Source organism: Furfurilactobacillus milii (genome assembly GCF_009864005.1).
Lineage (GTDB): Bacteria > Bacillota > Bacilli > Lactobacillales > Lactobacillaceae > Furfurilactobacillus > Furfurilactobacillus rossiae_B.
Genome location: NZ_WEZQ01000019.1, coordinates 119,431 through 131,567, shown reverse-complemented (window position 1 = coordinate 131,567; position 12,137 = coordinate 119,431). Strand labels below are relative to the sequence as shown.

Genomic DNA, 12,137 nt, shown 5'->3' with positions numbered 1-12,137 from the left:
GGAGTTTAATCATCCATGAGCACGTTTTATTTAATCCGATAATTTACTTTGATTCACTCAGTGTTAGTAACCAAGCTTCGTCCCAATCGCCGTTTAAGGCATCCGGACTTTCCTTTAATGCTGGGTTAACTTCCACAACAGTTCCACTTACTGGACTTGGCATGTCGGAAACAGCCTTTTCGGCTTCAATGCTAGCAAAGGTATCGCCGGCAACTAACTTGCTACCTGCCTTAGGCAAATCGATGTAAGTGACGTTGCCCAATTCGTCTTGCGCGTCCTTGCTTAAGCCTAAGCGAACATTGTCACCATCTTTTTTAGTCCAGAAATACTTGTTTTCGTTTTCCACAATCTATTCCTCACTTTATCAACTTATTTGAAGCTGGCTTCACTACTAAACATATAACTCGTGTAATGATAGCGCATCGACATAATTAACCCGACTCCAATCAGATTCCCAATCAGAGCGGATCCCCCCTGACTCACAAACGGCAGTGGAATCCCGGTTAACGGTAGCAGTCCGATGTTCATCCCAATATTTTCAAAAACATGGAACAAAATCATCATGACAACACCAGTCGCGATGTATGCATAAAATTCATTCTTTGTATCAAACGTTACCCTGACCATTTGCCAAATCAAGTAGAAATACAGCATGATCAGTAACAGACCACCAACAAAACCAAAGTTTTCACCAATAACTGAGAAAATCATATCTGATTCACGAACTGGTACGTAAACGTGAGATACATTAAATCCGGTACCAAACAAGCCACCTGATCCAATTGCTTTCATGCTCTGCCAGAGTTGATAGCCTTGATTAGAGGTATCTGCAGCCGGATGCCGCCACGTGTCCACACGGGCAAACTGATAGGCCTGGAAACCCAAATGGCCTAACAGCGTCCGTCCCCAGTCACTAAGCACCAATGTCAGTGCAACACCACCGACAATGACAACGAACGCAAAGGTTGGCACAATAATACGCCAAGTAACCCCTGAAACCAAAACCATACCAGCAAAAATAGCAGCAAACACCAGGTTTGTTCCAAAGTCATTCTGTAACTTCATCAAAACAAAAATGGGTAGCGTCCACAGGAACATTTTACCGATTAACAACCAATCCGTCTTAACTGTGTGAGTCGGATGATCATTGTTATGCATTGTGATTACCCGCGCCATCATCAAGATATACGCCGGTTTCATCACTTCAGACGGCTGAAATGTCAGCGGTCCAATAGCAAACCAACTACGAGCACCCGTCTGAACATAATAAGCACGACTGTAAAACACAAGCACCGCGACCAACAGGAAAATTCCTACGCCATAAGCCAACGGCGCCAGCTTCCACAACTGTTCGGAATCAAACTGCATTAAAATCACGACGGCGACAGTCCCAATGGCATACCATAAGACCTGTGTAATAACCTGTTTAACGACGCTAACTGACTTTGTATCATGACTGGCAGCGACATAAATCGATGCAATACCGATCAATGCCAGCATAAGCACACAAAAAATAATGCCCCAATCAATGCGTGAATCTAAATCTTTATCTTTGTTTTTGCGGCTAATTGAAGTTCGTCCCTGTTGCACGTGCAGCCTCCTTTAACCATGTAAATTAAACTCAGCCAAGATTGCTTGTAGTGCATCTTCCTGACTATTTGCAACAATCTTTTGACCATTAGCGGTCGTTGCCAGAAACTTTTTATCATTTGGTCGAATATCACCAATGACCTGCTTGTTAACAGAAACTTGTTCAATCGTTTCTCCGTCAACATCAACTTCATCAATCGATACCGGCACTGTTTTATCTTTTTTTGCCATGATGCTCCCCATGAAAGTATGCCGCAACAATTGGATCCATATCTTTAGGATCTGGATTACGGCGAATTGTAAAGAAATCTGGAACCGGATCATACCCGCCGCGAATAAAAGGATTACAGCGCAGGATCCGCGCAATTCCCATCACTAGGCCTAGAAAAGCACCATGCTTTTTTAAAGCCGTCAACATGTAGTTTGAACATGTTGGATAATAGCGACAGTTTGGCGGAAATAACGGTGAAATAAACCGTTGGTAACCACGAACCAACTTCGTGAGTAACCATTTCATAACTGCCTCCGTTACAACTGTGGACCTTTTTTACCGTTCATTCGCTCTAAGAGTTCACCGGCACCTTTGGCCACATTATCAAGTGGTTGTTCGGAAATCATGACAGGTACTTGAAGCTCGCGAGAAATGAGCTGATCGATACCTTCTAGCAAGGAACCACCGCCTGTCAAAATAATGCCACGATCAATGATATCTGCAGCCAATTCTGGTTGAATTCGTTCCAGAACACCATGTGCGGCGTCAATGATCTGTTGCAACGTGTCATGCAATGCAGCTTCAACTTCATTAGCATTGATTTCCACGGCATGAGGCATCCCATCAACAGCATCACGACCACGAACTTCCATACTCTCTGGATGTTCTAGATGAATAGCAGTCCCAATTTTAATCTTAATGTTTTCGGCTGAATGTTCACCAATCGTCAGCCCATGTTCACGTTTGACATAAGCCGCAATATCAGCATTCATTCGGTCACCAGCCATGCGTAATGATGTGCTGGCAACAATATCGCCAAGAGATAAGACCGCAATATCAGAGGTTCCACCACCAATATCAATAACCATGTTACCAGTCGCCTGGTAAACGTCTAGGCCGGCACCAATAGCAGCAACCTTAGGTTCATATTCCAAATAAACCTTGGCACCGCCAGATTTTTCAGCGGCTTGAATGATAGCCTTTCGTTCAATTTCAGTAATGTTGGTTGGGGCACAAATCATAATGTTAGGACGCGACATAAAACCCTTCACGTTCAGCTTATTAATGAAGTATGACAGCATTTCCTCCGTAACATCAAAATCGGAAATAACCCCGTCCTTTAATGGGCGAATGGCCCGAATATTGCTGGGCGTGCGGCCAACCATTCGGTAAGCTTCTGAACCCACAGCTAAAACACGCTCAGTTTTGGTATCTACGGCAACGACGGACGGTTCATCAAGAACGATGCCCTTGCCAACAACATAAATCAACACATTGGCCGTGCCTAAATCGATTCCAATATCTTTGGCCATGTTGAACTCCTTTCAATTCGTACAATTTCAATGCACAATTATAGCATATTACCACTTTGTCCGTCAGCAGTTGATCGGTCAAAATCCGCGGAGAAATAGGAATTTGCAAACATTTTTAGGTTTTCGTTAATTTCCATCTCAGACGCAAAACTTGTTATACGCAAATAAGCCATCTCAAATTTTTTCTTCAGACGTCTATCAACATAGAATGTCCCCATTCACCAAAAATGTGAATGAGGACATTTTGCATTGACCGGTTTCTGTTAACTGTGAATCAATAAGTGTCGTGATTCAAGTCAAACCAATCAAATTAATTAAATTACCTTCAGACTCTTCTTTGAAATAACAGCCTTGAGATCCGTATCAATATCAACTCGTTCGATTTCTGCCCCGAGGTTCGCCAATTTTTCATGGAAATCACAATAACCACGGTCCAAGTACTTCAGGTTGGTGACCGTTGTATACCCATTTGCCACTAAGCCAGCCAGTACAAGTGCAGCTGCAGCCCGCAAGTCAGTTGCGGCCACTTCAGCACCGTTAAAGTTTGTTGGCCCCTGAAGTGCCACTGAGCGGCCTTCAATGGTAAAGTGAGCATTCATTCGACGAAGTTCATTCAAGTGATTAAAACGATTTTCAAACACAGTTTCTGTTAACGTGCTGGTGCCATCAGCCATCAATTGAAGAACTGATACTTGAGGCTGCATGTCCGTCGGGAAGCCTGGATGCGGAGCAGTTTTCACATTTGCTGCCATCAACTTGTCAGGTCCAATAATACGGACGCCGTTCTGTTCTTCGCGAACCTCAACGCCCATTTCCAATAACTTTGAAATTAATGGTTTATTGTGTTCAGGAATGGCATCAGCAATTAAAACGTCACCGTGAGTGATCGCAGCAGCAACCATAAATGTTCCTGCTTCAATCCGGTCCTGAACCACACTATGTTCGCAACCATGCAAAGCCGGCACACCCTCGATGCGAATTGACTCAGTGCCTGCCCCAAAGACTTTAGCGCCCATCTTGTTCAACACATTAGCTAAATCAACAATTTCTGGTTCACGAGCCACATTTTCAATGGTGGTCGTCCCTTCAGCTAGGGTTGCGGCCATCATGATGTTTTCGGTTGCGCCGACACTAGGAAAGTCCAAGTAAATGTTAGCGCCGACCAACTTGTCCGCACTAGCTTCGATATAACCATCATGCTGTTCAATTTTAGCACCGAGCGCTTCAAAGCCCTTTAAATGCAAATCAATTGGACGACTGCCGATTGCACAGCCACCAGGCATCGCTACACGAGCACGACCGACTCTTGCTAACAAGGAACCCATGACAACAATTGAAGCACGCATTTTCGAAACGTACTCAAACGGTGTTTCAAAACCAACCTTCTTGCTGGCATTAAAGGTAACAGACTTAACCCGCCGGTCAAAATCGACACTGACATTGAGAAAACTTAGCACCTTATTCATCATAAACACGTCGGACAGGGCGGGAACGTTAGTTAAAATCAATTCACCCGTTGAGGCTAACAGCGATGCAGCCTGAATTGGCAACACAGCATTTTTAGCGCCTTCGATATGTACGGTTCCCTTCAATGGCTGACCGCCATGAACAATGATTTTTTCCATAAAGATGTTCCTCCAAACTCAATTTCCTAGTGCAACAGTTTTAATTGTTAATAACAACAAGCTTCAATCATGGCTTAAATCCAATGATCGACTGAAACAAGTCAATAAAAAAGGAGCTACAAGTATATCCAATGACGATTGCCAGTAAAACTAAAATTGCCTGTGCCTGGCGTGGATATAATGGCATGATTTTGACAAGTGGTAACGGTTTGATTGCCCATAGCGCAAACCAAATAAAGGCCAATTGAAACACGATTTTAATTACCACAGAAAAACCATATATAGCCATCTTGCACCTCTTTGATTGATACAACCAATTCTATCATACTCGTTAAATGAGTTCCTTAAAAAAACACCGTAAAAAAGAGACTTACTAAAAACTTAGTAAGCCTCTTGAGTGACACATTTAATTGTCTTTATCGATTACGTTGATGTGATGCAACATTGATTCGATTGATTGCTCTACGCAATGCAACTTCTGCGCGGCGTAATTCATTCGCATCATGTTCTTGTTGGGCATGCTCAATCGCTTCTTGTGCTCGTTTACGTGCATTCTCGGCACGTGTAACGTCAATCGCATCTTGTTGCTCAGCTGAGTCAGCAACGATGGTTGCAACGTTATTCGAGAACTCAACAAAACCACCATTTACGGCAATTTCATCTTCAGCATCTTGATCACCCTTCACCCTGATTTCGTCAATCTCCAAAGCGGCAATTAATGGCACGTGATTAGGTAAAATCCCAATTTCTCCGTTTGTTGTTTTAGCAACAAACATGGATGCGTGGTCATTATCGTAAGACGTTCCATCAGGCGTCACAATCGTAACAGTTAAATGAGGTTCAGCCATTGGTCACGCCTCCTTTAATTATTACCCTGCAATTGCTTTGCCTTTGCCACAGCCTGATCCACAGTTCCGACAAGACGGAATGCTTCTTCAGGAAGATCGTCATACTTACCATCCAAAATTTCTTTAAAGTCTTCCACCGTATCTTCAACAGAAACGTATTGACCATCAATCCCAGTAAACTGAGATGCAACGGAGAATGGTTGACTTAAGAAGTTTTGAATCCGGCGAGCACGGGCAACAATTGTTTGTTCTTCGTCAGACAATTCATCCATCCCTAAAATAGAGATGATGTCTTGCAACTCATGGTAACGTTGCAAGATTTGCTGAACACGGGTTGCAACATCATAGTGATCCTGGCCAACAATTTCTGGTGTCAACGCTGAAGACGTTGATTCCAATGGGTCCACGGCTGGGTAGATCCCTTGTTGAGTCAGATAACGTTCCAGGTTAGTCGTCGCATCCAAGTGCGCAAAGGTCGTAGCAGGGGCCGGATCCGTGTAGTCATCGGCTGGCACATAAACGGCTTGGATGGAAGTAATGGAACCCTTTTGGGTAGATGTAATCCGTTCTTGTAATTGTCCCATTTCAGTTGCTAACGTTGGCTGATAACCAACGGCTGAAGGAATCCGCCCAAGAAGAGCAGAAACTTCAGAACCAGCTTGGGTAAACCGGAAGATGTTGTCAATAAATAACAACACATCCTGGCCTTTAACATCACGGAAGTATTCCGCAATTGTCAAACCAGTTAAAGCAACACGCATACGGGCACCAGGTGGCTCATTCATCTGACCATAAACCATGGCCGTCTGTTTAAGGACACCTGATCCTTTCATTTCAAAGTACATGTCGTTACCTTCACGGGTACGTTCACCAACACCAGTGAACACTGAAATCCCGTTGTGGCCTTGCGCAATGTTGTGAATTAATTCTTGAATCAGAACTGTTTTACCAACACCGGCACCACCGAAGAGCCCGACTTTACCACCACGAACATATGGGGCAAGTAAATCAATAACTTTGATCCCTGTTTCAAGGATCTCAGTACTAGTTGTCAATTGGTCATATGCTGGCGCTTCCCGATGAATCGGGTTACGTTGAGCATCAGGACCGAAGTCCTCGCCGCCGTCGATGGGTTCCCCAAGGACATTAAATACCCGGCCCAATGTGTCTTCACCAACAGGAACAGAAATAGAACCACCAGTGTCCTCAACTTCCATCCCACGTTGCAAGCCGTCTGTTCCATCCATCGCGATTGTCCGGACAACTCCGTCACCTAATTCCAAGGTAACTTCGACCGTCAAATCCTTTTGGTTGGGACGCTTAACTAAGAGCGCATTGTTAATGGCAGGTAATGTACCGTCCAGAGGGAATTCAACGTCAACGACTGGGCCGATAACTTGAACAATCTTACCAGAACTCATGTACGTTTCTTCCTTCCGCTTATTTTTCAACCATAAACTTTCCTTATGGATGCTTCCAATTACTCTAAGGCAGCTTGACCACCGGTAATTTCAGTAATTTCAGTCGTAATCGCACTCTGACGAGCACGGTTATACTGTAAACTCAAGCTGTCAATAAGGTCATGGGCATTGTCAGAAGCAGTCTGCATCGCAGTTGCACTAGAGGCATGCTCTGACGTTTTACCATCGAGAATCGCACCATAAACTAAGCTTTCAGCATACTGTGGCAATACAACTTGTAAAATCTCCTCAGCAGAAGGTTCCAATTCATATTCCGGTGTAATACTGATCGGCGCAGTCTTAGGTTGAACAACTTCGTCACCATCAGGTTTCGTATCTTCAATCGTGTCACCAGTAATTGGTAACATGCGTGTCGAACGAAAACGTGATGTTAGTCGATTAACAAAATGACTGTAACAAACATACAGTTCATCGAAAACTTCGTTATTGTACATAGCCGTCACAGTTTTAACGATTTCCCGAACTTCAACAAAAGTCGGAACATCGCTAACACCACGGTATTCATAAGCAACATTCATGCCGCGTTTCTTAAAGAAATCGGCACCCATGCCACCGACAGCCATAATGACATAATCATCAGGCGTCTTACCATGTTCATTAATAAAGTCATTAGTCGACTTGATAATGTTGCTATTGTAACTTCCTACCAGTCCACGGTCAGAGGTAACGACCAACAATCCCGTTTTTTTAACAGGACGTTGTGTCATTAAGCCACTAACAGGTACATCATCGTTTTTACTGGTCGAGCTCATGTCAACGTTGCCCGAATCCAATAGATGTGATGCAGCAAGGTGAGTCACAACACTTTCAACCTTTGATGCATAAACTTGATAACCACTCGTATGACGTTGAATTTGACTCAGCTTTGACGTTGAGACCATTTGCATGGCCGTCGTAATCTGAGACGTCTTTTGCGTCGAACTAATGCGGCGTTTAACTTCGTTCAATGCTGCAGGCATTTGCTCACCTTCCTTTCAACCTACTTTGTACCGTCAGTGGCGGCAGCTTTCGTTGGTTGGAAAGAATCAGCAAATGCTGAAATTGCAGCCTTCATGTCGTCATCAGCGGGCAAGTTACCAGTCGTCTTAATGGTGTCCAACAGGTCTGCGTGGTTAGCGTCAAAATTATCGAACAATTCACTCTGGAACCGTGCAATATCAGCCACGTCAACCTTGTCCAAGTATCCTTGAGTCAAGGCGTACAGAATCACAACTTGTTTTTCAACAGGAAGTGGTTGATGCAGTGGTTGTTTCAACACTTCAATCGTCCGTTGACCACGGTTCAAGCGGTCTTGAGTCGCTTGATCCAAATCAGAACCAAATTGTGCGAATGACGCCAGTTCAGCGTATGAAGATAGGTCCAAACGCAATGTCCCAGCAACCTTCTTCATGGCTTTAACCTGGGCGTCACCACCAACACGGGAAACAGAAGTCCCAGCATCGATAGCTGGACGAACACCTGAATAGAACGAATCTGAATTCAGGAAGATCTGCCCATCGGTAATGGAAATAACGTTGGTTGGAATATAAGCCGAAACGTCACCGGCTTGGGTTTCAATGATTGGCAAAGCAGTCATTGAGCCACCGCCCATTTCGTCACTTAACTTCGCAGCACGTTCAAGTAACCGTGAGTGAGTGTAGAAAATATCCCCAGGATAAGCTTCACGACCTGGTGGCCGACGAAGAATCAAGGAAAGTTCACGATAAGCAACGGCTTGCTTTGATAAGTCATCATAGATGATTAACACATGCTTACCGTTGTACATGAATTCTTCACCCATTGCCGCACCGGCATATGGTGCCAAGTACAACATTGGTGCTGGCTCAGAAGGACCAGCAGAAACGACAATCGTGTAATCCATGGCGCCTAATTGACGTAAAGTTTCAACCTGTGCACGCACAGTTGATTCCTTTTGACCAATAGCAACGTAGACACAGATCATGTCCTGATCTTTTTGGTTAACAATTGTATCAATGGCTAATGATGTCTTACCAGTTTTCCGGTCACCAATGATCAACTCACGCTGACCACGGCCAATCGGTACCAAGGCATCAATCGCTTTGATCCCAGTCTGTAATGGTTCACTAACGGACTTCCGTTGCATAACACCCGGGGCCTTAAATTCAACGGGACGCGTGTGATCTGTTTTCAAATCACCCTTGCCGTCGATTGGTTGACCTAGAGAGTTCACAACACGACCAATAAGAGAATCACCTACTGGTACTTCCATGATCCGGCCAGTCCGCTTAACGGACGAACCTTCTTGGATACCATCGTAAGCACCCAAAACAACGATTCCGACATCATCGGATTCAAGGTTTTGGACCATCCCATACACGCCGTTATCGAATTCAAGTAATTCGCCAGCTAATGCATTATCCAGACCATGAGCACGAGCAACCCCGTCACCAACGTAGGTTACTGTTCCCGTTTCTTCAACGGTTAGCTCTTCTTGATAGTTCTCAAGTTGTTGCTTAATCAGAGCGCTGATTTCTTCAGCTTTGATGCTCATGCGGAATTCACCTCTTTGTTTAAAAATTTATCGCGTCAAACTTTGACGGATATGCGCCAGACGGGTACGAATCGAACCATCAATCACAGTGTTGTTACTGTTGACGATCACGCCACCAATAATATCTGGATTAACAATCTGATTTACGTGTACAGTTTTAGCACCGACCCGCTTAGCAATGCTGTCCGCTAGCCGCTGTTTTTGAGTCTCATCGAGACTTACAGCAGTAGTTACATCAGCATAAACTGTTTGGTTTTGTTCATCATAGAGCCGTTTGAACTCATCAATGATTGCGACCGTATCATCCAACCGGCCGTAGTCGAAAAGCATTTGTAAAAAGTTATGAACTAGTGGACTAGTTGAGCTTAACAAAGGCTTCAAGAGGGCTTCTTTCTCGGGGTTCTGTAAACCAGCACCTGTCAAAACCGTTCCCAAATTAGGCACGGATTGAAAAACGCCTTGGACTTGGATGAGCTCATCATAAACCGGTTCCAGTTGCTGCTTTTCGTTTGCCGCGTCAAACATGGCGCGACCATAACGACGAGCAACTTGCGATTTAGCGAGTTTGGTCATCTTTTCCCAACCCTTCGATATAAGAATCAATCAATGCCTTTTGATCGTCGGCATTTAATTGCTTGTGAATGATCTTGGAAGCAATCTCAATAGACAAATCAGCCACGTCTTTACGTGCGCTTACAAGAGCGTCTTGACGTTGTTGTTCAATATCAGAAGTTGCGTTCTCGCGTAACTTCTGGGCATCTGATTGTGCTTGGTTAATAATCTTGTCACGTTGTTGATTACCCGCATCCTTAGCGTCAGCAACAATTGTTGAGGCTTCTTGATGTGAGTTGGCAAGTGCATCACGACGTTGACTTGCTAAACTTTCTGCATCAGAGCGTGACTTTTCAGCAGAATCAATGTCGTTAGCAATTTTCGTGGCCCGGTCATTCATCATTTTCGTAACGGGTTTCCAAGCAAACACCTTAACTAACCACATTAACAATACAAATGCGACCATATAAAACAGCATATCGCCGTAATCAAAACCCTTTTCAGCCGCTAAAACTAATGGTGAAAACATCTATTGGCACCTCCCTTGTCAGAATTAGTACTTCTTTAGTCTTGAAACTACTTGTTCATAACTAAGAAGGCGATAACGATAGAAATGATTGGCATAGCTTCAATTAAACCAACACCAATGAACATCGTTCCACGAAGTTGACCGGATAATTCTGGCTGACGTGCCATACCATCCAAGGTCTTAGAAATAACCATCCCGTCACCGACACCGGCACCGATAGCTGCCGCAGCAGCGGCAATTCCAGCAGCAATTGCTCCCATAATATTGAATCCTCCTAAGAAATTTTTATTCCTCTACCGTAACTTTCCGAGAAATATATACTGTGCTTAAGGTTACAAAAACATAGGCTTGGATTGCCCCGATAAATACCGAGAATCCCTGCCAAACAATCTCAAGTGGTAACGCTACAATAATCGTTGGAAGACCGTGTGAGAAGGCCATTCCGCCAATCAGTTTCAGCAACGTCTCACCAGCGAAGATGTTACCGTAAAGCCGCAAAGCCAACGTTAACAAGTTCGTGAATTCTTCGACGAGGTTAATTGGTAGTAATGCTGCAAATGGTTTGAGATAAGAATTTGAAATATAACCACCAAAACCGAACTTAACCACACCCAAGTAGTGAGCCAACGCTAGTGTAACCATAGCCATCGTCAGCGTCACAACTGGATTAGCAGTTGGACTACGAACATAATCAACGCCGTTCACAGAAACCTGTAGGAACAAACCTAACTGGTTAGCGAAGAAAACGAAAAGAAACGCTGTAAACGCAAATAATCCAAGCTGACCGCCATCACGTCCAGGTAATTGACCACGAACAATACCGTTGGTGAAATCAATTATCCACTCTAAAATATTTTGGCCACCGGTTGGCTTCATCGTAATTCTTCTCGATAAGAAGAAAACGACAAAAAACACGATGGCAAACGCAATTGTAATCGAGATAATGTTGGCGGTGTTAAAAGTCAGCCCCAAAAATTGGAAGGAATCCACTAAATATCACCTCTTTCCGTAACCTTAGTTGTGTTGCAATATTGTGAACCAGCTCGTTACAGTTATGTAAAAATAGCCATAAAATCCGAGCCCCTGCTGTTCAAAATACAGAAATATGATACCACCATTGAAAATCAATCGCAAAAGAATTTCGCATTCTCTAATGTCTGATTATTCTTACTCCGACAAAGATTTTAGCGTTTTGCAACCGTTCTCAACAACTTCGAGAAAATTATTTACATTATTCTCCTTTCATTAACAATTTTTATTAATGAACACTTTTCTGATTGTGAAAAAATTCTAAAAACAGCACAATTGGAAAGTGTTCTTATTATAGTTCAGTCACTGCGAATTAGTGTCTAAATCTTTTTTAGTTTGATTATTTGATTACCGAACACGTTGTTAGCAATACACCAAGGGTGAGCAAATTAAAAAAACTTCCTGACAACTGATCATCAGGAAGCTTTAAATCTCTCATTAAATATT

15 protein-coding genes are annotated in these 12,137 nt (G+C 43.6%); all 15 read right to left on the bottom strand.

Translation table 11 applies throughout. From position 1 onward, the window contains the following. Positions 1–43: 43 nt before the first annotated feature. Entirely contained in the window at positions 44–346 is a 303-nt protein-coding gene (locus GB993_RS10540; RefSeq protein ID WP_017261235.1) for a glycine cleavage system H family protein, read from the bottom strand. A gap of 23 nt (positions 347–369) precedes the next feature. Further along, on the bottom strand, positions 370–1,590 hold the full coding sequence (locus GB993_RS10535; RefSeq protein WP_347877357.1) for an FtsW/RodA/SpoVE family cell cycle protein: 1,221 nt from the start codon (positions 1,588–1,590) through the stop codon (positions 370–372). A 12-nt stretch (positions 1,591–1,602) separates the two neighbouring features. Continuing rightward, positions 1,603–1,821: a DUF2969 domain-containing protein gene (locus tag GB993_RS10530; protein WP_017261237.1), complete on the bottom strand. Its 219-nt coding sequence runs from the start codon at positions 1,819–1,821 to the stop codon at positions 1,603–1,605. Next, a complete protein-coding gene (gene yidD, locus GB993_RS10525; RefSeq protein ID WP_161004253.1) occupies positions 1,805–2,107 on the bottom strand; it encodes a membrane protein insertion efficiency factor YidD in 303 nt (100 codons plus the stop codon). Before yidD ends, GB993_RS10530 begins: the two co-directional genes overlap by 17 nt. A gap of 11 nt (positions 2,108–2,118) precedes the next feature. Next, positions 2,119–3,114 (bottom strand): rod shape-determining protein, encoded by a 996-nt coding sequence (mreB, locus tag GB993_RS10520; protein WP_017261239.1) that lies wholly within the window; start codon positions 3,112–3,114, stop codon positions 2,119–2,121. 314 nt (positions 3,115–3,428) lie between these two features. Beyond that, positions 3,429–4,739 carry a UDP-N-acetylglucosamine 1-carboxyvinyltransferase gene (gene murA, locus GB993_RS10515; protein WP_161004252.1) on the bottom strand — a complete coding sequence of 437 codons (1,311 nt, stop codon included), beginning with the start codon at positions 4,737–4,739 and terminating at the stop codon, positions 3,429–3,431. A 67-nt stretch (positions 4,740–4,806) separates the two neighbouring features. Then, positions 4,807–5,028, bottom strand: a complete 222-nt coding sequence (locus GB993_RS10510; RefSeq protein ID WP_161000786.1) for a DUF1146 family protein — start codon at positions 5,026–5,028, stop codon at positions 4,807–4,809. A 127-nt stretch (positions 5,029–5,155) separates the two neighbouring features. Further along, complete coding sequence (locus tag GB993_RS10505) at positions 5,156–5,587, bottom strand: F0F1 ATP synthase subunit epsilon (RefSeq protein ID WP_017261243.1); 432 nt, start codon at positions 5,585–5,587, stop codon at positions 5,156–5,158. 14 nt (positions 5,588–5,601) lie between these two features. Continuing rightward, positions 5,602–7,008, bottom strand: coding sequence for a F0F1 ATP synthase subunit beta (atpD, locus tag GB993_RS10500; RefSeq protein ID WP_017261244.1), 1,407 nt, complete (start codon positions 7,006–7,008; stop codon positions 5,602–5,604). Between the two features lie 59 nt (positions 7,009–7,067). After that, positions 7,068–8,027 carry a F0F1 ATP synthase subunit gamma gene (locus GB993_RS10495; RefSeq protein WP_017261245.1) on the bottom strand — a complete coding sequence of 320 codons (960 nt, stop codon included), beginning with the start codon at positions 8,025–8,027 and terminating at the stop codon, positions 7,068–7,070. Between the two features lie 20 nt (positions 8,028–8,047). Beyond that, the gene (atpA, locus tag GB993_RS10490; RefSeq protein ID WP_161004251.1) at positions 8,048–9,580 is read right to left on the bottom strand and encodes a F0F1 ATP synthase subunit alpha; all 1,533 of its coding nucleotides are present in this window, start codon (positions 9,578–9,580) and stop codon (positions 8,048–8,050) included. A 27-nt stretch (positions 9,581–9,607) separates the two neighbouring features. After that, on the bottom strand, positions 9,608–10,153 hold the full coding sequence (gene atpH / locus GB993_RS10485) for an ATP synthase F1 subunit delta (RefSeq protein WP_017261247.1): 546 nt from the start codon (positions 10,151–10,153) through the stop codon (positions 9,608–9,610). Further along, on the bottom strand, positions 10,137–10,661 hold the full coding sequence (gene atpF / locus GB993_RS10480; protein WP_017261248.1) for a F0F1 ATP synthase subunit B: 525 nt from the start codon (positions 10,659–10,661) through the stop codon (positions 10,137–10,139). The genes atpH and atpF overlap by 17 nt, the downstream gene beginning before the upstream one ends. Positions 10,662–10,708: 47 nt before the next feature. Further along, the gene (gene atpE / locus GB993_RS10475) at positions 10,709–10,921 is read right to left on the bottom strand and encodes a F0F1 ATP synthase subunit C (RefSeq protein WP_017261249.1); all 213 of its coding nucleotides are present in this window, start codon (positions 10,919–10,921) and stop codon (positions 10,709–10,711) included. 25 nt (positions 10,922–10,946) lie between these two features. Continuing rightward, positions 10,947–11,651 carry a F0F1 ATP synthase subunit A gene (gene atpB, locus GB993_RS10470; protein ID WP_161000782.1) on the bottom strand — a complete coding sequence of 235 codons (705 nt, stop codon included), beginning with the start codon at positions 11,649–11,651 and terminating at the stop codon, positions 10,947–10,949. Positions 11,652–12,137 lie beyond the last annotated feature (486 nt).